Raw genomic sequence first — 24,798 nt, forward strand, 5'->3', positions numbered from 1 at the left:
CGGGGGCAAACCTCACGCTTCGCTCTTCAGCACGTAGACCAGACCTTTCTGACTGCCGATTGCGAGCTGGGTGTCATCGGGCGACCAGACGAGCTTCGTGGCCGCGGCGGGCATTCGTACCGTGGCGCGCAGCGGCTGCTTGCGCTCGGGACTCCAGAGCTGCACGACGCCGTCGGTGCTCGCGGACGCGAGCAGGCCGTGGGTGTTTTGAAATGCCACCGCGCAGATCGGAGCGTCGTGCGGGAACATCGACGGTTCGCGGCCCTCGGGCCCGGCGCCGCTGCAATCCCACACGCAGGCGTCGCGGCCGCCGGCCGTCGCCAGCCAGTGCGAAGTGCAGTCGAAGGAGAGGTGCTTCACCTTGCCCTCGTAGCCGCTCATGTGCAGCTCGACGTCTTCCTCCGGAATCCAGAGGTGCACTGAGGGATCCTGGTTGCCCGACACGAGCCATTTGTTGTCCGGCGACCAGACGAGCGCGTGGATGCCGTTGCCGTAGGGAAACTCCTTTTGCGCGACGAAATCGTCCGCATCCCACAGGCACACCCCGCCGAAATAGGCCACCGCGGCGCAACCGCCCGCCGGCTGCCAGGCCAGCGCCGAGATGGTTTTCGGCGCCGGCTTGAACGTGTGCGCGACCGAGCCGTCGGGGCGCAGCGCGAATAAACTTTTTCCGGCGGCGGCGAAGAGTGTAGCCGGGCTCGCTGAGCCCGGGCCGGGGTCAGCGACCCCGGCTACATCCGAACCGCGAGAAGAGACGCTTCCGCCGGACGGGCGCCAGCCAAGATGCTCGACCCATGCGCTGCCGAGTTCGGCGGTCGTGACGTGCTGACCGGCGGCGGCGTCCCAGAATTTCACTGCGCCGTCCTGGCCGCCGGTGGCAAGTACCAGCGGAGAGTCCAGAGCCGAGAGCTGAGAGCTGGACCGCGGCTGCCAGCCGAGGCAGTTGGTGCCGTCGGTGTGTCCCGGCAACTCGTGCTGTTTCGCGCCGTCCGCGGCAGCGTAGATCGACACCGGACCGGATGCGCTCGCCGCAGCGAGGCGGGTGCCGTCGGGCGACCAGGCAAGGTCGATGACGTAATCCTCGAGTTGAGCGGCCCAGTGTTTGGTGAGATTCATGCGGGAGGTGTGCGCGGCGACAGCCTCGCTCAGAAGAGCACGATTCTCACCTCGGGCAAGCGCGCGGAGGCGGTGGGCGGACAGACGAGAGTGCAGCTCGACTTTTTCTGCCATGGACGAGACGCCCATGCCACGTGTCACGGGTATCTCGCCCGTGGGTTGGCAGCAAAATGAGATCGCCGGCAGCCGGCTACGACGCGGCAGCGAGCGGCGGCGTCGTCGCGGGCACCATGCCGTGGCGCAGCATGATCTCGGCGAGCCGCGCGCGGTCCGGCGGCCCACCGGCGTTCACGACCGCGGCGACCTCGTGAAAATACTCCGGCCCGAGCAGGCCGGGGCTGACGATCACGAGGACGCGTGTGGTTTCATTGCCGCGGTTGATGAAACTGTGTACGACGCCGCGCGGCACGAACAGCATCTCGCCGGGCGCGAGCGCGACCTCCTTGCCGGCGACGGTGAAATGACAGATGCCGGTGAGTCCGAACACGGTTTCATCGTAGCCGACGTGACTGTGCGGCGCCGGCACGTGCGCGCCCGGCGGGATCGTCGATTCGAATACCGAGAAGCTGGCGTCGGTGTCGGCCGGGTGCCGGTGAAACCGGATTTCGAGCTGGCCGATTTTAATGGGCGTGGGCCGGCTCATCGGGTGGTCCCTGCCGATTTGAGCGTGCGTCCGCGCCGACGCCACGCGGCGAACCCGAGGGCGGCGGCGCCGGCGATGGCTGCGTAGGTCGAGGGCTCGGGCACCGCGGAGGTGGTGTAGGTGAAATTGTCGAAATAGGTGCTGCCGCCGGTAGCCTGCCACGCGCTCGGCCCGACGTAGAGCGGATTGGTAAAGTCGAACGTGTAAGCGTGGCTCAGCTGGTCGAAGCCGGGGCCGCTGAGCGTGGCGGTGAGCGTGGTGCTGCTCGCGGTGCGATCGGTCACACTGACGGTCAGCGTCGGGCTGAAGCCGGGGGTGCCGCTCAACGCGCTGATCAGATATCCGTCCTGATTGTTGAATTCGCTGGTGAATTCATAGCCGTTCCCCGTGTAGCTGAGCCGCGGCTCGAACAGGCGATCGATGGCCGGATTGGTGTAGGCGGTGCTCGAAGCCCAGACCGCCAGCCCGCCGTTTTGGCCGGGGAGCACCGCCTGCACCATCAGGTCGATGGAAAACGAGTCGCCCACGTTTGTCAGCGTCGCTTCCGTCCACGCGAAGGCGGAATAACTGTTGGCGGTCTCGGGCTGCGCCTGGCCGCCGACGACATTCCAACTCGTCGCACCGCTTTTCTGGGCGTAGCTCGTGGCGAATTGATTGGAGGAAAAATCGTCGAGCACGACCTGGGCGCGCACGAATGACGCCAGCAGCGGCAGGGCGAGCAGACCAAGGCAAAGCCGGGTGGAAAATTTCATGGGTGTGAAGCGGGAATGCGGGAACGATGCGGTGGACAGCGTAGCCGAGAAGCAGACACGCCGCGTCGGGCTGAGCGGCTGAATTGTTTGTAGGAGCGGCGCCGACACGCATAGGACGGGGCGGGAGCTTGCCAGCGAGGGACCGGCTGTCCTAGCGCTGAGGTTGCCGGCGCGCAGAGCCCCCGCTCGTGCATCGGCGTTCCCGCTTCCGCTCGCCATGCCCGCACGATCCCAATCCGTGCTTGTGGTCGACGATCATCCCGTCGTCGTGGCGGGGCTGCGGCTGCTGTTCGAGTCCGCGGCGGAGTTTCGCGTGGTCGGCGAGGCGAGGGACGCGTTCACCGCGCGACGGCTGACCGAGGAACTGAGGCCCGACCTGATCGTGCTGGACCTCGTGTTGGGCGGACGCGATGGGCTCGAGTTGATCGAGGATCTGCTGGCGCTGCACGAGACGACCAAGGTGCTGGTATATTCGAGCCAGGACGAAGTGCAGTATGCGCGGCGGGCGCTGCGCGCGGGCGCGCGCGGCTACGTTTCCAAGACCGCGGGGCTCGACGCGGTGGGCGTTGCGTTGACCACCATCGCGCAGGGCGATGTCTATGTCAGCGCGACCGTGCAGCGTTCGCTGGTGCGCGACTACGCGGAAAGCGCGCGCGGCGTCGCGCCCGCGCCGATCGACGCGCTCTCGAATCGCGAGCTGCAGGTTTTTCGACTGCTCGGCACGGGCTTGGGTTCGGCAGACGTCGCGTCGGAGCTGCGCCTGAGCCTGAAGACAGTGAGCACGTATCGCGAGCGGCTGAAGAACAAGCTCGCGCTGGAGAACGCCCGGGAACTCGAGCGCGCGGCCGAAGCCTTCGTTCGCACCGGCCGGCTCGCCGGCGGCACATGAGCAGCGTGGCGCCTAGTTTCGGCGCGGCGGAATCGTCACCGGAGCGCGCGCCCGCCGCCTCCGCGCGCCGGACACCGCGCTGGTCCGACGGGGCCGAGCGGGAATTCGCCGCCGAAGTCACCGTGCTGAACCTGCGCCGCTGCCGGATCGCCGCCATCGCCGGCATGATGATCATCGTGTGGAGCACGCTGCTCAGCCTGATGCTGCCGGAGCTGCAGTTCGCCGACCTGCAGGCGTGGTTTGGCGCGTGCTTCGCCCTTTACGCACTGCTACTGGCGGTGCGGACGTGGGTGATCCGGCCGACGGTCCCGCCGTGGTGGCGTGAGGCCTATGTGCTCGTGTTCGTCGTGGCGCTGATCGGGATCTGCGACGGGTTCTTCTATGTGCTTTCGCAGCAGCTGACGGCGGTGTCGGCGTTCTCGCGCGGCATGCTGGTGACGGCAGTTATTTTCGTGCTGCCGCCGCGCCGTTATCTCCCGTTCGTGGCCGCGAACGAGCTTTTGCTTTGCGCGTGGGTCGCGTGGCGCGGCGTGCGCGTGGACACGCTCACGGCGTTTCTCGACGGGACGGCGGGTGCGGTCGTGGGCGCGGTGATCTCGTGGGTGCTCTATTCTGCGAAACGCGCGGACTTCGTGCACCAGCAGCAAATCCGCCGGCAGCATACGGAGATGAACGAGCTCATGGCGATCACCGCGCACGATCTGCGGAGTCCGTTGTTCAGTTTGAACAATCTGCTCGCGCTGGCGTTATCCCGCGCGGGACTTGATCGCAGCCGGTTGCTGGAGGTGATCGCGGATGCGGCGCGCGCGTGCGATCGAATGCTCGAGCTGGTCAGCGGGCTGATCGCGGCGCATGCGGTCGAAGGAAAACCTAATGCGCCGGTCGCGGTTGGCGACTTGCGTGGGCCGATCGGCGCGGCCGTGGTCCGGCTGCAGCCGCTGGCGGCAGCGCGAGGATTGGACCTGCGGCTCGAGTTACCGGCCACCGCCGCGGACGCGCGATTTCATGAGGCCGCGGTGATCCAGATCATCGACAACCTGGTCGGCAACGCGCTGAAATTCACGCCCGCGGGTGGGACTGTGGCCGTGAACCTGCGGCCCGGTGCGCGAGCGTGGACGCTCGAGGTGAGCGACGAAGGCCCCGGCGTGCCGCTGGACGAGCAGCCGCGGTTGTTTCAGAAATACGCGCGCGGCAGCGTGCCGGCAACGCAGGGCGAACCCAGCACGGGACTCGGGCTGTTCATCGTGCGCACGCTCGCCGAGCGGATGGGGGCCACCGTGAGCTACACGCCGCGTGTGCCGCACGGCGCGGTGTTCACCGTGGTGTGGCCGCAAGCCTGATTCAGCGGAGCCGCGCGCGCCGGCGCCAAACGGCGAATCCGAGGCACGCGCAGCCGGCGAGCACGCCGTAGGTGCTGGGTTCGGGCACCGCGGAAATCGACAGGTTGCCACTCGTGTAGAGCTGCGAGGTGTCCCAAGAGAGTCCGCCGGCGAGTGCGGGCAGGTCGAGCGTGCCGAACGCCCCCGATTGGCTGCCCCAGTTGAAAAAATCAAAGGTGTCGCCGGCGTGCAGGTCGCCGGCGGAGAACCCGCCGTAGAACGCGAGGGCGAGCGTGCCGCCGAAGGTCAGATGGCCGGACACGTCGAGGGCATCGTAGCTGGTGCCGCGGGCGAGCCCGCCGATCTCGAGCGTGAGCATATTGCCCGGTGCGAAGACGAGATCGCCGGCGTGGGGGACGAGTGCGGGGCTGTCGCCGGGCGAGTAGCCGCCGGAAAACGTGACCGTGCCGCCGCCGGTGAAGTGGCCGGCGCCGCTGACGAGGCCGTCGAAGGTCACGCTGCCGCCCGCATTAATCGTAGAACCGGCGGGCGAGCGCACGTCGCCGTGGACGCTGGTGTTGAGGAGATTGAGCGTGCCGAAGTTCTGGAGACCGTCGTCGGTACCGGCGGCGCCGTTGCCCGTGAACCGGAGCGTGGCGTCGGTGGCGTTGAAGGTGCCGCTCGCTTGGTTCGTGAAGGCCCGACCCGCGCTTTCGAAGGTGCCGCCGGCGACGTGCACGGTGCCGGCGTTCTGTCCGCCCTGCGTGAGCAGGCTGGCGCCGGCGGCGAGCGTGAGGCTGTGTCCGCTCGCGACGTCGGTCTGGCCGGTCGTCAATTCGACGCGGGCGCCGGGACCGACCACGGGATTGTCGCCAAGCGGGCCGCCGGCGTCGACGGCGAGATCCTGCGTCGTGAGCACGAGCGTGCCGCCGGAGAGGTCGACGTGACCGCCGGTGTTGTCGAGCGCAGTGACGGTGAGCTTGCCGCCCGCAAGGCGCAGCGTCGCCTCGGAGCTGAGGGCGAGCGCGGTGTCGCTGGAGACCTCGCCGCCGGAGACGACGAGCAGGCCGCGGTTGTTCAGATTCGGGAGCGTGTAGGTGCCGGAGACGAACTCGACGCGCCCGGTGTTGTTGAGGACGGGCGTGTCGAGCGCACCGCCCTCGAAGCGGAGCGTGCCGCCGTTGTCGAAGCGCGTGGAGGCGGTGAGCGTCGAACCCGTGAGGCGCACGGTGCCGTTCAGGTTCTCGAAGATCGGCGCGGTGAAGGGATCGTCGGCGATGATGAGCGTGCCGCCGCCGGTCAGCTCGAAGTTCGTTGTGCCCACGACGCGGCTCGCGGTGTGGGTGATCGTGCTGTTGCTGCCAAAGACGCTCAGGGTGCCGTCGCCGTCGGGGTCGGTGGAGACGTTAGCTGAGGCGATCGTTCCGAGGAGCCGCCATTCGCCGGTGACGTTGCTGTCGAAGGTCGTCGAAAAAACGGCGGAATGGACGCCGGGGAAAAAGTCCACCGGCCCGCGGAGGCGGATGGAAGGCTCGGGGTTGTAGAAGTTATTCGAGCCGTATTGGATGTATCGGCGGTCGGTCTCGAAGCTCACGTAGCCGAACCAGACGGTGAGTTTTCCGAAGTCGCCCTGGTCGTAGTTGTTCACGACGCCGTTGACCATCGGGAGGACGGTGTTGGTTTGCGCGGGGGAGCGGGAGGCGAGTCCGCTGGTGGCGAGCATGACGCAGGTGAGGAGGAAACCAGAGGGCGTGCGGCGCAGGAAGGGCATGCCGCCATTCTACGGCGCCTTGCCGCTGGCTGCCATACGCCGGCGGGCGTAGGCGGCGATTGCGCGATTGCGCCGCGGGCGGCCCGTGGGTTCGCTACGGACGGTCGCATGCCAGCCTGCCGCCCTTTCCCCCGTGCCGCGTTCGCGTGGCTGTTCGCCCTGTGCGCGTTGGCGGCGGCGCGCGCGGACGACGTCCGCGAGGCGGGGCGGCCGCTCTGGCGGCACTACACGTTTCGCGACTACCACGCACATCACCAGGTGTGGGCGGCGGTGGAGGACGCGAACGGGCTGGTGTATTTCGGCAACAAGGGCTGCGTGCTGGAGTTCGACGGGGAGAGCTGGCGCACGCTGGAGGTGCCGGGGACGACGTTTGTCCGCGGGCTCGCGATCGGTCCCGACGACACGCTCTACGCGGGCGGCGTGGACGAGCTCGGGTATTTTGCGCGGGATCCGGCCAGCGGGGAAAAACGGTTCGTGTCACTCCTCGACCGGCTGCCGGTGGAGCAGCGGGAGTTTGGGGACATCTGGCGCGCGGTGGCGGTGGGTGACGCGGTGTATTTTTGTGCGAACCGGCAGCTGATGCGATGGCGCGGCGGTGCGTTTCACGTGTGGAGTTTCCAGGGGGACATCGCGACGACGCTCCACCGCGTCGGCGATCGCGTCTACGTGCACCGGGCGGGCGAGCCGCTGCAGCGCATCGACGGCGAGGCGTTGGTGCCGGCCGGCGACGGGCCGCTCGAGCGCGGCGCGCGGCTGCCGGCGATCGTGCCGCTGGACCGGGGGCGGCTGCTGTTGTGCTCCGCGGATCGCGGGCTGGCGGTGCTGGGCAGCGATGGGCGGGAGACGGCGTTCGCGCCCGAGCTGACGGAGTGGCTGCGGCGGGAAAATGTCCAGACGGCGGCGCGCGCCGGTGACCTGCTGCTGATCACGACCCGGCGCGCGGGCGTGCTGGTGCTCGATCTCGAGGGGCATTTTGCGCGGCGCCTGGACATGGCGGACGGCCTGCGTGATGGGCAGGTGAAACACGTGCTCGAGTCGCGGAGCGGCGAGCTGTGGTTCTGCCTGAACAACGGGATCGCGCGGCTGCGACTGCCCTTCGATCAGACTGTGTTCGCGCGGGAGCAGGGACTCGACGGCTCGTCGGTGCGTGCGGCGCTGCGCTACGAAGGACGACTGCACGTCGCGACGGCGGCGGGCGTGTTTCGGCTTGTGCCGGCGGATCCGGCACGGCTGACGAACGCGCGCTTCGAGCGCGTGCCGGGGTTGAGAGGATTGTTCTACAGCCTGGCGGAGATGCCGGACGGTCTGGTCGCGGGCGAGCAGACGGGCATCCAACTTTTGCCGCGGGATGGCGGGGCGGCCGTGACGCTGACGCGCGGCTCGTCGGCGGTGGCGCTGTTGGCGTCGACGGTGACGCCGGGCCGGCTCTGGGTGGGCACGCTCGGCGGTCTGGTGCGGCTCGATCGCACGGCGACGGGGTGGGCGCTGACGCCGGCGCGGGAGCCGCTGCGGTTCGAGGTGCGCTCAATCGTCGAGGAGGACGACGGCTCCTTGTGGCTGGGGACGTTCACGCGCGGCCTGGCCCGGGTGCGGCGTCCGGCGGACGCGGAGCCGGAGCGGCGTTTCTATCGGGGCGGCGATGCCGGCCTGCCGGCGGGCGAGAATGGATTTCACGTGCGGCGCGCCGGGCCGCAGGTGTTCGCGCTCGGCACGAACGGCCATGTGCTGCGATGGGTCGCGGCGGAGCAGCGGTTCGTGCCCGCGACGCGCGATCGTGCGGCGACGCCGGACACGGACGTGTGGCAGATCGACGAACCGTCGCCGGGGGAGGGCGACGCGGCGATCGGGCTGTTCGCGGACGGACGCTACGGCGCGTGGGCGCTGCCGGAGGTCTTCGATGTCACGGGGCCATTGCAGCACGTCTTCGGCGAACGCGACGACCGCGGGCAGGCCTGGCTGTGGCTGTCGGGTGCGGAGGCCGTGGGCCGGGTCGACCTGAGCCGGGAACGCCCGCCGCTGCCGCCGCCCGGGCTGGTGCTGCGCAGCGTGCGCCTCGACGACGGCGCGCGCTGGCCGGAGCGGGGCGCGCTGGCTCCGGGCACGCATCGCGTGCTGTTCGGGCTGGCAGCGTCGGCGTTCGCGACGGCGGCGGAATTCTCGACGAGGCTCGAAGGCTGGGAGGACGACTGGTCGCCGTGGAGCGCGCGGCGGGAGCGGGAGTTCACGGCGCTGCCGCCGGGCGACTATACGTTTCGGGCGCGGGTGCGCAGTGGCGGCGTGGAGGGCGGCGGCGAGGTGGCGTATCCGTTCGCGATCGCGGCGCCGTGGTGGGCGGCGTGGTGGGCGCGGGCCGCCGTGGGACTGTTCGGCCTCGTGGGCGTCGTCATCGTGGTGGGTTGGAGAATACGTACGTTGCGGCGGCGCGGGGCGGAGCTGGAGGCGATCGTGGCGCGGCGCACGGCGGAGCTGCAGGCGAGCAACGAGCAACTCGCGGTGGCGCGGGACGCCGCGGAGGCGGCGAACCGGGCGAAGAGCACGTTCCTGGCGCACATGAGCCACGAGCTGCGCACGCCACTGAACGGCGTGCTCGGCTACGCGCAGGTGCTGGCGCGCGATCCGGCCCAGCCGCCGGCGGCGCGCGAGCGGTTGCAGATCATCATCCAGAGCGGCGAGCACCTGCTCGCGCTGATCAACGAGGTGCTCGACCTCGCGCGGGTCGAGGCGGGCAAGATGCAGCTGCGGCCGACCACCTGCGCGCTGCCGCGGCTGGTGGAGAGCGTGGCCGATCTGATGCGGGCGCCGTGCGAGGCGGCGGGGCTGGGGTTTGCGTGCGCCGTGGCGGCGGGCCTGCCGCGGCTCGTGCGGACGGATGAGCAGAAGCTGCGGCAGGTGTTGCTCAATCTCGTGGGCAACGCGGTGAAGTTCGCGAGGCACGGCGCGGTGCGGCTTGCGGTGGCACCGCTGCCGGACGGCCGGGTGCGCTTCGAGGTGAGCGACACCGGCGTGGGCATCGCGCCGGAGCGGCTGGCGACCCTGTTCCAGCCGTTCGCGACCTCGGCGGAGCATGGCGCGCGCGGAACCGGTCTCGGGCTGGCGTTGAGCCGCAGCATGGTCGAGCTGCTCGGCGGCCGGCTGCTGGCGGAGAGCCGTCCGGGCGAGGGCGCCCGCTTCTGGTTCGACCTGCCGCTGCCGGAAGCGGCCAGCGACGCGCCGCCTGTGAGCTGCCGCGGTGGCGGCGTGACGGGTTATCGCGGTCCGCGGCGGCGGCTGCTGGTGGTGGACGATGACGCGACGAATCGCGCGGTGTTGCGGGAACTGCTCGAGCCGCTCGGGTTCGACGTGGACGAAGCGGCGGACGCCTACGCGGCGCTCAGGTCCGCGCGCGAGCGGCGGCCGGACGCCGTGTTGCTCGACCTGCGTTTTGAAACCGGTCCGGACGGCTTCGAGATCGCGCGGCGGTTGCGCGCGGACGCGGGATTGAGCGACACGTGGATCATCGCGGTTTCGGCGAGCGTGTTCGAGAGCGACCGGCACCAGGCGATTGCGGCGGGCTGCGATGAGTTTCTCGCGAAACCGTTTCAGGAGGCGCAGCTGCACGCGTGCCTCGGCGCGGCGCTGGGGCTCGAGTGGGTGCACGCGCCAGCGGCACCGGCTCCGCTCGCGGCGGAGGCGTGTCCGCTGCCGGAGGAGGCGCGGGCCGAACTGCTCGAACTCGCGCGGCGCGGCGATGCACGGCGGCTCGCGGCGCGGCTGGGCGAGTGGGCGGAGCGGCCGGAGTTCGCGGTGGAGGCGCGGCGGTTGCAGGAGGTGGCCGCGGGATTCCAGATGAAGCGACTGCGCGAGATGCTTTCCGATCATGACGAAAACGGTGCTCATCATTGACGACGTGCCGGCGAATGTCGGCGTGCTGCTCGACGTGCTGGCGGCGGCGGGTTTCGAGGTGGCGGTGGCCGAAAGCGGCCAAAGCGCGCTCGAGCAGCTCGCGTGGTTGAAGCCCGACATCATCTTGCTGGACGTGCTCATGCCGGGACTGGATGGCTTCGAGACGTGCCGGCGGCTGAAGGCGCGCGAGGCGACGGCCGACGTGCCGGTGTTGTTCATGACGGCGCTGACGGAAGTCGTGGACAAAGTGAAGGGGTTCGCGGCGGGCGCGGTCGACTATCTGGCGAAGCCGCTGCATCCCGAGGAGGTCCTCGCGCGGGTGAACGCGCACCTGAAGATCCGTGAGCAACAGCAGCTGCTGGAGCAGCGGGCGGACGAACTCGATCGCGAGGTACAGCGGCGGGTGTTGGCGGAACGCGAGGTGCAACGCGTGCTCGAGCGCGGGTTGATCGTCATCGGTGCGAAGGACGAGATTTTGTTCGCCAGCGACCGGGCGCGGACCTTGCTCACGCGGCATTTCCCCGGGGTGACGGGGAGCCGCGTGGTGCTCGCGCTGCTGACGGGCGAGTTGCCGGCTGGGTTGAAGCTGAGCGCGCCGGCGGACCGGACGACGCGGCCGCTGGTAGTGCACCTCGACGAAGTGCCGCGCGCGGCGAGTCCCGCGCAACTGGCGCCGCTCGGGCTCACGCCGCGCGAGACGGAGATTCTGTTCTGGGTGGCGCAGGGAAAGACGAACGCGGAGATCGGCACGATCCTCGGGGCGGCGCCTGCGACGGTGAAGAAACACGTGGAAAATCTTCTGCCGAAGCTCGGCGTGGAAACCCGCCTCGCGGCTGCGCTGCGAGCGACGGAACTGCTGAGTGGCGGCGCGGCCGGCTAACGGCGGGCGGGCGGCTCGTTCGGAGAACTCACCCTGACCTGGTGCGTAGGGGGCGCGCAGTCCGGGGATTTCTCCGCGGAACTCCGGCACCGTTTCCGGTCGATAAACGCGCATGAGGCGTATCGCACAGCGGGTGGGTCGGGATCGTCGCGCACGGTGGTTTATCGTCGCGACGGTGTTCACGGTTTTCGGACTCGGGCTGCTCAAGCTGCTGGTCGGCGTGCTGCACTGGCCGTATGCGGTGAGCACCTTCGTGCAGTCGGAGACGTGCAATCTGCTGCGCTTCTTCGTCAACGATCGCTGGGTCTTCGGTCGTCGTCGGCCGACGTGGAGACGGCTGGTGCAGTATCACGTCGCGAACGCGCTGGGTTTCGCCGTGTGGTGGGCGGGAGCCAACGCGCTCAAGGCGATCGGTGTCCATTACCTGCTTGCGTCCGTCCTCGCGATGGCCGGTTCGTTCGGTGTGAGCTGGATGACGAATTTCTACTGGATCTGGCGGAAGCACCACCACTCCGAGGACAAGCCCGATCCGACGCCCGCTCCTCGCACCATGTAGCCTACTGAGACTTACCCGAAGAAGTGACGCCGAGGTAGGGCGGCGAGTCCCCTCGCCGCCGCGCGCACCAGAGGTAGTCGCGGCGCGGAACGGAATCCGCGCCCTACCTCAAGCCCGTCACTTCTTGGGGAATGCTCGAAGGGAATGGTGGGACGGAGCGGAGCGGGGCGATCCGCGCGCGTCGTTTATAGAAAGCCAGCCCGAACGCGGCCAGCCCGCAGAGTGCGGCGTAGGTGGACGGTTCAGGGATTGCGCTGGCGGTGAGTTCGAGCGTGCTGCCGACGAAGGCGAGCGAGTAGCTGTAGCCGGCGAGCGTGCTTCCGAACGAAAAGTCGGAGAGATCGAAGTCGCTGAGCGTGGTGCCCCCCGTGCTGAAATCGAAGAGCGTGTAGCTCGCGGCGGTGAAATCGCCGGCGTCGAAGAGATTGAGCGTGACGGTGCCGCTGGCCGGGCCGGTGAGTGTGCCGCCGGTAATGCGGATGAGATCGCTCGCCGCCGCGCCGAGCTCGAAGTTGAAGACCGCGCCAGCGTTAAGCGTGAGACCGTTGGTGAAGGTGAGCGTGCCGGGCGAGTTGCCGGGGGCGAGGATCGCGCCGGCGGCGAGCGTGGTCAGGCCGCCGACGGTGCCGTCGCCGCCGAGGAGTGCGCCGGATTGCACGGTGACATCGCCCGAGCCTGTGCCGCTGCCGGACGAATTGTTCACGAGAAACGAGCCGGCAGAGATCGTGACGGCACCCGTAGAGGTGTTTTCGCCATAGACGTAGACGGTGCCGGCGCCGAGTTTGGTGAGCGTGCCGCTGCCGCTGATCGCGCCGAGCGAGACGCTGTCGGGCGTGTTGATGACGAGCGCGGCTTGGTTGACGATCGCGCCGGAGACCGCGCCGGTGCTGGTGCCATCGCCGAGTTGCAGCGTGCCGGCGGAGATGGTGGTCGCGCCGGTGTAGCCGGTGTAGCTCGTGAGCGTGAGCGTGCCGCTGCCGAGTTTGGTGAACGTGCTGTTGCCGTCGTAGTCGCCGAAGCCGGAGGCGAAGGTCACGTCGCGGCCGTTGGTGTCGACGCGGTAGTCCTGGTGCACCGCGTAGGCCGAATTGAAGCGGTTGGAGTAGTCGGTGGTGTTGGCGGCGGTGAAGCGCAGCGTTCCGCCGGTGAAGTTGATTATCCCGGACGAGCCGAGCGCGTCGGCGGAACCAAGTTCGAGCGTGCCGGCGGCGAGCGTCGTGCCGCCGGTGTAGGTGTTGACGCCGGAGAGGGTGAGCGTGCCGCTGCCTGACTGCGTGAGCGCGCCGCTGCCGCTGACCGCGCCAGAGAACGTGACGGCGTCGCTGCGGTTGAAGGCGAGCGTGGCGAGGGAAGTGGAGAGCGTGACGTTGCCGGCGAGCGCGCCCGAGGTGCCGCCGTTGCCGAGTTGGAGCGTGCCGGCTTGGACGGTGGTGCCGCCGGTGTGCGAGGCGGCGCCGGTGAAAATCTGCGTGCTGGCGCCGTTCAGGGTGACCGCGCCGGTGCCGCTGAGATTGCCGGCGTAGGTGCGGCTACCGGAAGGCGAGAAGGTCAGCGCGGCGTTGTTGACGATGTTGCCCATGAGCGCGCCGGCACCGTTGAGCGTCAGCGTGCCGGCGGAAATGGTGGTGGTGCCGGTAAACGTGTGGGCGCTGGTGAGCGTGAGCGTGCCCGCGCCCTGCTTGGTGACACTGCCGTTGCCGCTGATCACGCCCGCGTAGGTGGTGTTGTTGCTGCGGTTGAAGACGACCGAGCCGGCGTTGGCGATGTCGCCGGTAACGGAGCCGGAGGTGCTTCCGTTGCCGAGTTGGAGTGTCCCGTTGATGATCGTGGTGCCGCCGGTATAGGTGTGGTCGGCGGTGAAGATCGTGGCGCCGCCGCCGGTGCGCGTGACAGATCCCGCGCCGCTGATGACGCCGCCGTAGGTGAGATCGCTGCTGCGGTAGAGGAGCAGCCCGGTGCCCGAGGCGAGGCTGATATTGCCCGCAACGGAGCCGGCGGCGGAGTTGGCGCCGAGCTGAAGCGTGCCGGCCGAGACGGTGGTCGTGCCCGTGTAGGTATTGTTCGCGGTAAGGATGAGCGAGCCGGAGCCGGATTTTTCGAGACTGCCGCCGGTGCTGGCGAGCGCGGAGGCGAGGGTTGCGTCCCGGCTGCCGGTATCGAGGCGGAACACCTGGCCCGCCGCGGAGCTGAAACGGCTGGAGTAGTCGGTCGGGCTGACCGTGCCGAAGCGGAGCGTGCCGCCGGAGAACGTGATCGTGCCGGAGGAACCAAGGGCGCTGGCGCTGCCGAGCTCGAGCGTGCCGGCGCTGAGCGTCGTGGTGCCGGTGGAGGTGTTGGCGCCGGTGAGCGTGAGCGTGCCGGCGCCGAGTTTCGTGACGGAGCCCGCGCCGCTGAGAATGCCGTCGTAGCTGGTGGCGTCGCTGCGGTTGAAGATGAGCGCGGCGTCATTGGCGATGTTGCCGAGGACATAGCCCGCGGTGCCGCCTGCGCCGATCCGGAGCGTGCCGCCGGAGATCGTGGTGGCGCCGCTGGCATTGTTGTTGGTCGCGAGCGTGAGCGTGCCGGTGCCGGATTTCGTGAACGTGCCTGAGCCGCTAATGGCGGAGGTGAGCATGACGCTGTCGCTGCGATTGAACACGAGGGCGCCGTTGTTCGTGATCGCGTGGGCGACGGAACTCCCAGTCTGGGCTTCGAAGGTGCCGGCGGAGATCGTGAGATTGCCCGTGCCGGAAAGACTACCGGTGAACTGGAGCGTGCCGGCGCCGGATTTGGTGACGGTGCCGGCGTTCGCGAGGGTGTTGGCGAAGGCGAAGTCGTCGCTGCGGTTGAAGGCGAGGGTGGCGCCGGCGCCGACGGTGACGGTGCCGGACCAGGAGCCGGTGGTGCCGCCGTCGCCGATGGCGAGCGTCCCCTGGTTGACGGTGGACGTGGAGCCGTAGGAGTTCGAGCCGGTGAGCGTGAGCGTCCCGGCGCCGAATTTGACGAGCGAGTTGGCGTTGAGCGCGCTGGCGAGCGTCACGGCCTGGCCGTTGGTATCGAGGCGGTAGGAGCCGCTGCTGGCGAAGCGGGCGGAGTAGTCGGTGGTGTTCGCGCTGGTGAAGCGCAGCACGCCGCCGGAGAAGGTGAGCGTGCCGGCGGAGCCGAGGGCGTCGGCATGGCCGAGCTCGAGCGCGCCGGCGGCGAGGATGGTGCCGCCGGTGTAGGAGTTGGCGCCGCCGAGCGACAGGTTGCCCGAGCCGGCTTTCGTCACGGAGCCGGAGCCGCTGATGACCTGGTTGAAGCTGGTGACGTTGGTGCGGTTGAAGACGAGGGCGGCGTCATTGACGATCGCGCCACCGACCGAGCCGCTGCTCGCGCTGCCATCGCCGAGCTGGAGCGTGCCGGCGGAAATCGTGGTGGTGCCGGTCGCGGTGTTGTTCGCGGTGAGGATCGTGGTGCCGGTGCCGGCCTGGACGATTGCGCCGGTGCCGGAGATCGTGCCGCCGTAGTTGTAGGTGTCGGTGCGGGCGAAGCGCAGGGTGGCGTTGTTGGTGGTGTTGCCGGCGCCGAGGGAGCCGGTGGTGCCGTCGTTGCCGACCTGCAACGTGCCGGCGGAAATGGTGGTGGTGCCGGTCGCGGTGTTGTTCGCGGTGAGGATCGTGGTGCCGGTGCCGGTTTGGCTGAAGCCGCCGGAGCCGCTGAGGGCACTGGCGAGGACGAGGGTGTCGCTGCGATTGACGGCGAGCGTGGTGCCGCTGGCGAGCGTGGCGGCGCCCGAGCCGAGCGCACCGGATGTGCCGCCGGCACCGAGTTGGAGGGTGCCCTCGGACAGCGTGATGGCGCCGGTGTTGGTGCTGTCGCCGGTGAGCGTGAGCGTGCCGGCGCCGAGCTTCGTGAGCGTGCCGCTGCCAGTGATCGGGCCGCCGTAGGTGCTGGCGTCGCTGCGATTGAAGAGGAGGCCGGTGGACGCGGCGAGATCGACGGGCGCGGAGCCGAGCGAGCCGGAGGTGCCGCCGTTGCCTACCTGAAGATTGCCGGCGGAGACGGTGAACGTGCCGGTGGCGGTGCTGTCGCCGGTGAACGTGAGCGTGCCGGCGCCGAGTTTGGTGGTGGTCCCGGCGCCCGTGATGGACCCGGTGAAAGTGGTGTCGTTGCTGCGATTGAAGATCAGCGCGCTGTCGTTGACGATCGTCCCGTAGAGCCCGCCGGAGGTGCCGCCGTTGCCGATTTGGAGCGTGCCGTTGGTGAGGGCGAAGGTGCCCTGAAACAGATTGTCGGCCGTGAGGGTGAGGGTGGTGTTGCTGAACTTCGTGAACGTGCCCTCGCCGTGGAGCAGGTTCGCGTAGGTGAAGTCGGCGGCTAGATAGAGTTCGAAGGTGGCGCCGCTGGAAATCGTGAGACTCGAGCCTGGGATGGCGGGCGTGTTCGGGTATTGCAGGGTCAGCGTGCCCGCGGAGACCGCGGTGCTGCCGGTGTAGGTGAGTGGGCCGCCGAGAATCAGCTGGCCGAGGCCCCACTTGACGAAACTGCCTTCACCCGAGATCGAGCCATCGTTGTTGGCGCTGCCGGAGGCGACGCGGAAGTAGAGCGTATCGCCGGCGGTGATGGTCACGCTCTGTGCGACGTCATCGCCGTTGAAGAGCTCGACGTCGGTGGCGAGGCAGGCGGGGGCGAGGACGAGGAAGACGGCGAGGGGAAGGGAAGGGAAGCGTGGCATGACGAGCGGGGCTGGTCCGCAAGGATGCCAGAGATCCCAGCCAACGAATACCCCTCTAAACAGAGGGAGAATTCAGCTGGTGCGTCCGAGCCACTGCGCCATGAGCGCAGCACGGCTTTTCACCCGGTGGCGCGTGTAGAGCGCCGTGACGTATTTGTGCAGCGTGGCCGGCCTCTGCCCGATGCGGGCGGCGATTTCCTTCTCGGAAAGCCCGGAGAGCAGTCCGTGCAGGATCTCGCGGGCGGCAGGGCTAAGCGGACGGTCACCGGTGAACAGGCCGTGGGTGAGAAAAAGTCGGCGATGCAGTTCCGGGATGCCACGTGCAGCGCCGCCGGCGAGCGCAGCCTCGCGCGCGGTGAACGGTCGCCGACGCGGGCCCTGCCGGTCGATGAGGAGGAACGATTCGGCATCCGGCGTGGCCGGGAAGCCGATGGTCATCCGGTCCACGATGCCCTGGTCGCGGTAGTACAGTTGGTAGTGCAGCGTGCGCTTGAACGCGACGAAATCGATCCAGCCGTCGCGCAGCCGGTGCACGCGAAAGCGCCCGGCGCCGGCGAGCGAAGCGCGGCCCGGCATGCCGACGTGGGCATCGCGTCTTTCGTCGTGTGAACGGTCATGGAAGGCGGGCGTCAGTTTGCCGTTGTGATCAGGCGCGTAGTAGCCGGCGAGGAGTCGGCGGTAAGCGGCGGAGTCGGGCTGGAGCGGTCGGCGCGCGCGCAGCCGCCAGCCAGAAAAGGGATCGTCGCGGGCCGCCGGTCCATCGATCACGCGCACGGCGCCGACCCAAATGACGTTGTCGGCCGCGATCTTTCGGGCGAGCCACTCCTGCAGGTGGCGGAGTGCCGCTTCGGTCTGGTCGGCTGGAAACGCCGCCAGGCTCTGCCACAGGGCGAATGTCTCCTCGGTGACAAGAAACTCCGTTGGGGCTGGAAGCCGGTGCGCGGGGGCGCTCATGGGGGCAGCGGTCCCCCTAGGCACTGCTTTGCCCGGCGTCGAGCACCGAGCGCGGCACATGGAAACATTCCGGTGTGCCGGTCACCGCGATACACGGCGCGTCGAGACCGGGGTTATGACACGCTCGAGTAGCCCGGCCCGGGACGACCTACGCGAGGCAGCTCTTGAATGCTTCCGTGAGCGCGGCGCGATCGAGATTCTTGCCGATGAAGATGAGCTTGTTCTGGCGGGCGTCGCCATCCCACTCGCGATCAAACTTCGCGTCGAAGAGCATGTGGACGCCCTGAAACACGAGTCGCTTGTTCGCGCCCTTGACCGCGAGCACGCCTTTCATGCGGTAGATGTCGCCGCCCTTCACGCGCAGCAGCGTGCTGATCCAGTCGTTCAAGCGCTTGCCGTCGAGTTCGCCGTCGGCCGTGATGCCGACCGACGCGACGGCGTCGTTGTGCGAATGCTGCGCGTGATAATCGCGCTGCCAGACGGGCTTCGACACGTCGCCGTCCACGTGGATGTGCAACGGGTCCTCGCCACAGCCTTCGAAGACGAGGTACTGGCCGGGCTCCTTGATCTCGAGCGGATAGTGGCCGTAGCCCTCGTCGAGCAGCAGCCGGTGCAGCGTGCCGCCCGGAGTGACGGTCTCGCCTGACTTCACCCGGTTTTCCCAATCGGAGAACACGAGTGCCGCGGCGGCGACAGCCGCATCAAGGCCGGACGATGTAGCCGGGCTCGTCGAGCCCGGGCCGGGGTCAGCGACCCCGGCTACAGGCAGAGCCGAGGCCGCGATGGGCATGATCACCACGTCCAGCTCGTTCTCGTTACCGTGATGGTGATGATGGTGGTGTTCGTGATCGCCGTCTTCGTGGTCGTGACCGTGCTCATGGTCATGCTCCTCGCCGTGCTCGTGGTCGTGGTCATGATCGCAATGGCCGATGACGAGCTCGTGCTTGCCCGCCGGCAGCTGGTAGGCGCCGGCCCATTCGAACGGATATTCCGGTTCGAGGAACTGCGGATCGAGCTCGGTGGCGCGCTCCAGATTGAAACCGCCGACATTGAGCACGCGCGTCAACGGCAGGTCGCAGTTCTGCGTGCGATGGATCTTCGCGACGGCGTTGATCCGGTGGATGCGTTTCTCGAGCGCATCGAGCTCGGCCGGCATCACAAGGTCGGTTTTGTTGAGCAGAATCACATCGGCGAACGCCACCTGCTTCTTCGCTTCGTCCTCCGTATCGAGGTGCTGGACGACGTGCTTCGCGTCGACGACGGTGACGATCGCATCGAGCCGGAAAGCCTGGCGCATTTCGTCGTCGGTGAAAAACGTCTGTGCGACCGGCGCGGGGTTCGCCATGCCGGTGGTCTCGATGAGAATGCCGTCGAGCTGGTCCTTGCGCTTCATCAGCCGGCCGAGGATGCGAATGAGGTCGCCGCGGACGGTGCAGCACAGGCAGCCGTTGTTCATCTCGAAGAGCTCCTCGTCGCTTTCGATCACCAGCTCGTTGTCCACGCCCACTTCGCCGAATTCGTTTTCGATCACGGCGATCTTTTTGCCGTGCTGTTCGGTAAGGATGCGATTGAGGAGGGTGGTCTTGCCGGCGCCCAGGAAGCCGGTGAGGACGGTGACGGGAATGCTCATGTCGAAAGTCGGGGATCGGGAGTTCGGAGATCGGAGTTCGGAGTTCGGAGTTCGGAGTAGGGGTGCGGGAGCGAGGAAGAAGCGTGAGGGGCGGGGGAGGGAAACGCAAACGCCCGCGCTGCGCCGGCGGTTTGCGCTAGCCCTCCGGGCCGACTCTGTCGGGGCTGAATTGCCGCCCCGACAAGTCGGGGCTCCGCCGCAGGCGGACGGAAATTTCGGGCTTAGAGTCACTCCTGTTCATGAAATTTCCGGGCTAGCGCTCGGGCGTCGGCTCGAGCCGCTCGATCTTCACGCGTCGCGGCTTTTCGGCGCTGACTTCGAGCGCGGTCAACCGGTAGTCGCCCGCGATGATGTTTTCGTCGCGTCGCGGCGGTCGGCGGAGATTCTGGAGAAACCACACCGCGACGGTCTCACGCGGCTGCCACTCCAGCGGCCAGCCGGTTTCGGCCTGAAGCTCGCGGAGCGTGAGCGTGCCGCTGACCACGATCGAGCGTTCGGTGCGTTCGTAAATGGGACCCGTGCCGAGGTCGAACTCGTCGCGGATGTCGCCGACGATTTCCTCGATGACGTCCTCGAACGTGACGATGCCCACGAGTTTCTTTTCGGCGTCGACGACGATCGCGAGGTGCGTACGTGCGTGGCGAAACCGTTCGAGCATGATCGACAGCGGCGTGCGGGGCTCGAAGCTCAGCACGTCGCGCAACAGCGGTTCGAACGACGCCTCGGGTCCGAGCGCCTGGATCTGCCAAAGCCATTCACGGACGAGGAGGATGCCCTTCACGTTGTCCAACGTGCCCTCACACACCGGGAACCGGCTGTAGCCCGTCGTTTGGGCGGTGCGCAGATTTTCACTCAGCGGCCGGTCGAGCCAGAGCGTGGTAACCTGCTCGCGCGGCAGCATGATCTGCTGCGCGAAGGTCGCGCGCACGCGGAGCGACTGAACCATCAGCTTGTTCACGAGCGCATCGCCGGGATGCGTGTGCCGGGCATGGCTGAAAACGTACTCGAGCTCCTCCGCGCTGAAGGCGTGCTCGCCCTCCGTCGCCGGCCCGAGCCCGGCCCAGCGAAGGAACCGGTTGGCCAGCCCGTTCAGCAGCCAGATGAACGGGAAGAACACGTAATAGAACACCATCAGCGGCGCCGAAATCCACAGGGAGACTTCCTTCGCGCGCTGGATCGCGAGCGACTTCGGCGCGAGCTCGCCAAAGATGATGTGCATGAAAGTGATGATCGTGAACGCCACGGCGAACGAGATCGAGTGGACGGCGGTTGCGTCCGTGACCCCGAACTCCGCCAGCACCGGCACGAGCCGCTTGGCGAGGAACGGCTCGCCGACCCAGCCCAACCCGAGGCTGGCGAGCGTGATGCCCAGCTGCGTCGCTGAGAGCGCCGCGTCGAGGTGCCGGGTGGCGCGCAGCGCGAATTTCACGCGCCAACCGCCGGTTTTTTCAAGCGGTCGAAGCTGGCTGGTGCGCACTTTGACCAGCGCGAACTCCGCGGCGACGAAGAAGCCATTCGCGGCGACCAACAGGATGATGACGAGCGTCTCCAGTGCGATGCCGAGAAAAGTCCCCATGGTTGGCGATCAGGATGGGTGGAATCGCCGCAGATGCGAGTGCGAGATTTTTTAGAAAGGGGGCGGAGGGGCGCGCGCACCGTGGCACGGGCATCTTGCCCGTGTCGTCCGCTGAGCGTGGCCAGTTGGCGCGGAGCGCCGTCCACGGGCTGGAGGCCCGTGCCACCTCAGGCCGTATCTTTCAAAACTGTAAGGATCGAGCAAGCCGCCGGAAGGCTGGCTGTGGCATCTTCGGCCTCGTTCCACGACTCTTTCCGCCATGAATACTCGAATTCCCTCTTCTCGCGCGGTGCTCTTCGCGCTCGGACTGCTCGCCGCCGGCGGGCTCGGCTGGACCGCTTCGAATGCCGCCAATCCGTCCGTCTCCGTCAAGGTCGACGAACGTCCCATCAGCGCCAGCGTCAACTCGCCGCTCGGCGCCAGTTACGCCCCGATCGTCAAACGCGTCGCCCCCAGCGTCGTGAAAGTGCTGGTGACCGAGCGCGCCAAGGCGATCCCCGCCCAGGAGCTGCCGCCGTTCTTCAACCATCCCGGCTTCCGGGAATTCTTCGGTGACCAGTTCGGTCACAACTTTGGTGGCCGTCGCGGCACGCTCCGCCAGCCGCCGCAGGAAGGCCTCGGCTCGGGCGTGATCGTCAGCCCCGACGGCTACATCCTGACCAACAGCCACGTCGTGAAAGGCGCCGACACGATCAAGGTGACGTTCGGCGACGGCCGCGAGTTGACCGCGAAGGTCGTCGGCACGGACCCGCAAACCGACCTCGCCGTGATCAAGGTCGAAGCAAAGGACCTGCCGGCGATCACGTTTGCCGACAGCGACAGCGTCGAGGTCGGCGACCGCGTGCTGGCGGTCGGCAATCCCTTTGGCATTGGGCAGACCGTCACCAGCGGCATGGTCAGCGGACTCGGCCGCGCGATGTTCGGCCTCGATTATGAAGATTTCATCCAGACCGATGCCGCGATCAATCCGGGCAATTCCGGCGGCGCGCTGGTCGACGCGGAGGGCCGACTGATCGGCGTCAACACCGCGATCCTGAGCCGGTCCGGCGGGTTTCAGGGCATCGGCTTCGCGATCCCGTCGAATCTCGCGCGCAACGTCATGGAACAGCTGGCGTCGACCGGCAAGGTCGTGCGCGGCTATCTCGGGGTGACGATCCAGGACATCACCGCCGAACTCGCGGAGCATTTCGACCTGCCGAATCGCGCGGGCGCGCTCGTCGCGGAGGTGCAGCCGGATAGTCCCGCCGCGAAGGCCGGACTCAAGGGCGGCGACGTCGTCACCAAGATCGACGGCAAGGCGATCAAGGATGCGCGCAACCTGAAGCTGATCGTCGGCTCGCTAAAGCCGGGCGAAAAAGTCACGGCCGAGGTGTTGCGCGATGGGAAGACGCAGACGATGGAGCTGAGCGTGACCGCGCGGCCGAACGAGCGCTCGTTGTCGCGCTCGGGTGGCGGCTCCGGCGATGACGATGATCTTTCCGGTTCCGCCGAGGACACCGGTACGCTGAACGGCGTCGGCGTGGGCGATCTCGACGCGGATGCGCGGCGCGAGTTCGACATCCCGGCCAACGTGCGTGGTGCGCTGATCACGAGCGTCGAGCCCGATTCGGCCGCGGCCGAGGCCGGACTGCAGGCGGGCAACGTCATTCTCGAGATCAATCGCAAGCCGGTGAAGAACGCCGAGGACGCCGTGAAGCTGACGGAGAAGACCGAGTCGAAGAAGACACTGGTGCGGCTCTGGACGCCGAACGGCATCCGTTACGTGGTCGTCGACGAAACGGACGAAAAGTCCGGCTCGTAATCGAACCTCTCTGATTTGTGTGGTGTAGTGTTCATAGTTGAAGTCGCAAACAGAGCTCCGGGCGGCAACGCCCGGAGCTCTTTAATGTCCGCGCGTAAAAGCTTCGCCTTTCTTCCTGCTCGCACACAATGGCCGTGAACACCATGCGCGTGCTCGTCGTCGAAGATGACGCCAAGATTTCCTCCTTCGTGGTCAAGGGCCTGAAGCAGGAAGGTTATGCCGTGGACCACGCGCCCGACGGCGACACCGGACTCGCGCTCGCGACCTCGACGGCCTACGACGCGGCGGTCGTCGACATCATGCTGCCGGAGCTGGATGGGCTCAGCCTGGTGCGGCGACTCCGCGCCGAGCGCAGCGCAATGCCGGTCCTGTTTTTGAGCGCCCGTGCCAGCGTCGAAGATCGCGTGAAGGGATTGCAGGCCGGCGGCGACGATTATCTGACCAAGCCTTTCGCGTTTGCCGAGCTCTCGGCCCGGCTGCAGGCGCTGATCCGACGCGCCTCACGCTCGCCCGAGGCGACGCGGCTGAGTGCAGGCGATGTCACGCTCGATCTGGTTTCGCGCACGGTCACCGTCGGCGGCCAGCCGGTGGAACTGCAGCCGCGGGAATTCTCGTTGTTGGAATACCTGCTGCGACACGCCGGCCGGCCCGTGACGAAAGTCATGATTCTCGAGCACGTCTGGGACTACAGCTTTGATCCGCAGACCAATGTGGTCGACGTGTTGATGTCGCGGCTGCGAAGCAAAATTGATCCGGACAAGACGCGGATCGAAACGCTGCGAGGAGTGGGTTATGTCTTCAAAGCCGGCCGTTGAGGTGAACGCGTCTGCAGCGCCGGGCGGCAGCGACCGCGGGGACGGCGATGAGTCGGCGGTCGCGGGCTGGGGGCGCTTGCAGCGCTCACTGGCCGTGCGATTGAGCGTGTGGTTCGCCGCGCTGTTCGCGATCGGGTTCACCGCGATTTTTGCGCTGCTGTTCTGGACGCTGGCGCGTCAGCTCGAGACGCGCGAGACGGAGGCGCTCGAAGGCCGGCTGCAGCAGTATGCGAGCGTTTACGCCGCGTCGGGACTACAGGGCTTGCGGCTGCGGGTGGCGCAGGACAGCCAGGAGCCGAACGTCCGCTCGTTGTTCGTGCGCCTCGTCGGTCGCGAGGGCGACGCGATTTGGGGCAAGATTCCGGCGGACTGGATCGAAGAGGAGGCGCGCGCGGTCGCGGTGCCGGACGGCTGGGGCGGCTGGACGCAGCGCCGGACCTACTCCGTGCGCGTGCCGCAGGACGCGGCGCGCGATCTGGTGCTGGCCAGCCGGGTGCTGTTTGACGGCCGGCTGCTGCAGGTCGGGCGCACCACCGATAGCCGCGAGGTGTTGCTCGAACCGCTGCGGCGGACGTTCCTGTGGGTCGGCGCGGGCGTGGTCGTGGTCGGTTTTGGTGCCGGCGTATTTGCCGCGCGGCGCGCGACCAAGCCGCTGCGCGATGTGGTGGCCACGGCGCAGCGGATCATCCGCACCGGTGCGCTCGACGCGCGTGTGCCGCTGCCGCAGCGCAATGACGACGTGGCGGAGTTGGTGCGCGCGTTCAACACGGTGCTCGACAAAAATGCCGCGTTGCTGCGCGCGATGCGCGAGGCGCTCGACAACGTGGCGCACGATCTGCGCACCCCGCTCACGCGGCTGCGCGGCACGGCCGAGCTGGCGTTGCAGAACGCGGAGAACCGCGGGCCGCAAGCCGAGGCGCTGGCCGACTGCGTCGAGCAGGCCGACGACGTGCTGCGGCTGTTGCGTGCGCTGATGGAAATTTCCGAGGCGGAAGCCGGCATGCTGCGGCTCGAGAAAACGGAGACCGATCTCGCGGCGCTGGCGCGCGATGCCGTGGAACTTTACGCGGACGTCGCCGACGCGAAGTCGGTCGCGCTGAGCGTCGAGGCGGCGGCTGCCGTGCCGGTGCTCGCGGATGCGACGCGGCTCCGGCAGGCCATCGCCAACTTGATCGACAACGCGGTGAAATACACACCGGCTGGCGGCGGCGTCGTGGTGCGGGTGGGGCCGGAGGCCGACGCCGCGGTGCTGAGCGTCAGCGACACGGGCCCTGGCGTGCCGGCGGCCGAGCAGGCACGCGTGTGGGAGCGGCTCTATCGCGGGGATGCGAGCCGCTCGGAGCGCGGGTTGGGTCTCGGGCTGAGCGTCGTTCGCGCGATTGTCGAAGCGCACGGCGGACGGGTTGCGTTGCGCAACGCTCCCGAAGCCGGCGCAGTGTTCGAAGTGCGGCTGCCGTTGCGACCGCAACCTTCGTGAGCCGTGCCCCGGCTAGTTTCACGTAATACGTGAAACTAGCC

General features: G+C 68.1%; 16 protein-coding genes. 8 read left to right on the plus strand and 8 right to left on the minus strand.

Translation table 11 applies throughout. The features are described from left to right. Window positions 1-12: 12 nt before the first annotated feature. The 3 genes from OTER_RS08730 to OTER_RS26615 all read right to left on the minus strand — a co-directional run bounded on the left by OTER_RS08730 (window position 13) and on the right by OTER_RS26615 (window position 2,511). The gene (locus tag OTER_RS08730; protein ID WP_337446984.1) at window positions 13-1,245 is read right to left on the minus strand and encodes a WD40 repeat domain-containing protein; all 1,233 of its coding nucleotides are present in this window, start codon (window positions 1,243-1,245) and stop codon (window positions 13-15) included. Between the two features lie 61 nt (window positions 1,246-1,306). Continuing rightward, entirely contained in the window at window positions 1,307-1,759 is a 453-nt protein-coding gene (locus OTER_RS08735; RefSeq protein ID WP_012374535.1) for a cupin domain-containing protein, read from the minus strand. Then, window positions 1,756-2,511 carry a PEP-CTERM sorting domain-containing protein gene (locus OTER_RS26615; protein ID WP_012374536.1) on the minus strand — a complete coding sequence of 252 codons (756 nt, stop codon included), beginning with the start codon at window positions 2,509-2,511 and terminating at the stop codon, window positions 1,756-1,758. The genes OTER_RS08735 and OTER_RS26615 overlap by 4 nt, the downstream gene beginning before the upstream one ends. Before the next feature lie 217 nt (window positions 2,512-2,728). Between OTER_RS26615 and OTER_RS08745 the strand changes: the two genes are divergently transcribed. Continuing rightward, a complete protein-coding gene (locus OTER_RS08745) occupies window positions 2,729-3,400 on the plus strand; it encodes a response regulator (protein WP_012374537.1) in 672 nt (223 codons plus the stop codon). Then, a complete protein-coding gene (locus OTER_RS08750; RefSeq protein WP_012374538.1) occupies window positions 3,397-4,740 on the plus strand; it encodes a sensor histidine kinase in 1,344 nt (447 codons plus the stop codon). The genes OTER_RS08745 and OTER_RS08750 overlap by 4 nt, the downstream gene beginning before the upstream one ends. Window position 4,741: 1 nt before the next feature. Here the strand turns inward: OTER_RS08750 and OTER_RS08755 are convergent, their stop codons facing one another. Then, a complete protein-coding gene (locus OTER_RS08755) occupies window positions 4,742-6,490 on the minus strand; it encodes a PEP-CTERM sorting domain-containing protein (protein WP_012374539.1) in 1,749 nt (582 codons plus the stop codon). 108 nt (window positions 6,491-6,598) lie between these two features. Between OTER_RS08755 and OTER_RS23960 the strand changes: the two genes are divergently transcribed. The 3 genes from OTER_RS23960 (at window position 6,599) to OTER_RS08770 (ending at window position 11,808) form a co-directional block, all read left to right on the plus strand. Then, a complete protein-coding gene (locus tag OTER_RS23960) occupies window positions 6,599-10,372 on the plus strand; it encodes a hybrid sensor histidine kinase/response regulator (RefSeq protein ID WP_012374540.1) in 3,774 nt (1,257 codons plus the stop codon). Next, complete coding sequence (locus tag OTER_RS08765; protein WP_012374541.1) at window positions 10,347-11,252, plus strand: response regulator transcription factor; 906 nt, start codon at window positions 10,347-10,349, stop codon at window positions 11,250-11,252. Before OTER_RS23960 ends, OTER_RS08765 begins: the two co-directional genes overlap by 26 nt. A gap of 112 nt (window positions 11,253-11,364) precedes the next feature. Continuing rightward, window positions 11,365-11,808 (plus strand): GtrA family protein, encoded by a 444-nt coding sequence (locus OTER_RS08770; RefSeq protein ID WP_012374542.1) that lies wholly within the window; start codon window positions 11,365-11,367, stop codon window positions 11,806-11,808. 103 nt (window positions 11,809-11,911) lie between these two features. On the opposite strand, the gene OTER_RS26840 is transcribed toward OTER_RS08770, so the two are convergent. The 4 genes from OTER_RS26840 to OTER_RS08790 all read right to left on the minus strand — a co-directional run bounded on the left by OTER_RS26840 (window position 11,912) and on the right by OTER_RS08790 (window position 20,664). Further along, a complete protein-coding gene (locus OTER_RS26840; protein WP_012374543.1) occupies window positions 11,912-16,504 on the minus strand; it encodes a beta strand repeat-containing protein in 4,593 nt (1,530 codons plus the stop codon). Window positions 16,505-16,576: 72 nt separating this feature from the next. Then, the gene (locus OTER_RS08780; protein ID WP_012374544.1) at window positions 16,577-17,458 is read right to left on the minus strand and encodes a helix-turn-helix transcriptional regulator; all 882 of its coding nucleotides are present in this window, start codon (window positions 17,456-17,458) and stop codon (window positions 16,577-16,579) included. A gap of 148 nt (window positions 17,459-17,606) precedes the next feature. Beyond that, the gene (locus OTER_RS08785) at window positions 17,607-19,088 is read right to left on the minus strand and encodes a CobW family GTP-binding protein (RefSeq protein ID WP_012374545.1); all 1,482 of its coding nucleotides are present in this window, start codon (window positions 19,086-19,088) and stop codon (window positions 17,607-17,609) included. 253 nt (window positions 19,089-19,341) lie between these two features. Then, a complete protein-coding gene (locus OTER_RS08790) occupies window positions 19,342-20,664 on the minus strand; it encodes a hemolysin family protein (protein ID WP_012374546.1) in 1,323 nt (440 codons plus the stop codon). Window positions 20,665-20,923: 259 nt separating this feature from the next. On the opposite strand from OTER_RS08790, the gene OTER_RS08795 reads away from it, so the two are divergent. The 3 genes from OTER_RS08795 to OTER_RS08805 all read left to right on the plus strand — a co-directional run bounded on the left by OTER_RS08795 (window position 20,924) and on the right by OTER_RS08805 (window position 24,757). Further along, the gene (locus tag OTER_RS08795) at window positions 20,924-22,465 is read left to right on the plus strand and encodes a DegQ family serine endoprotease (protein WP_012374547.1); all 1,542 of its coding nucleotides are present in this window, start codon (window positions 20,924-20,926) and stop codon (window positions 22,463-22,465) included. A gap of 143 nt (window positions 22,466-22,608) precedes the next feature. Continuing rightward, window positions 22,609-23,280, plus strand: a complete 672-nt coding sequence (locus tag OTER_RS08800) for a response regulator (protein ID WP_044892317.1) — start codon at window positions 22,609-22,611, stop codon at window positions 23,278-23,280. Window position 23,281: 1 nt separating this feature from the next. Then, a complete protein-coding gene (locus tag OTER_RS08805) occupies window positions 23,282-24,757 on the plus strand; it encodes a sensor histidine kinase (protein WP_148218057.1) in 1,476 nt (491 codons plus the stop codon). The last annotated feature ends 41 nt before the right edge of the window (window positions 24,758-24,798 follow it).

It is taken from the genome of Opitutus terrae PB90-1, from assembly GCF_000019965.1.
GTDB classification, from domain to species: Bacteria; Verrucomicrobiota; Verrucomicrobiia; order Opitutales; family Opitutaceae; genus Opitutus; species Opitutus terrae.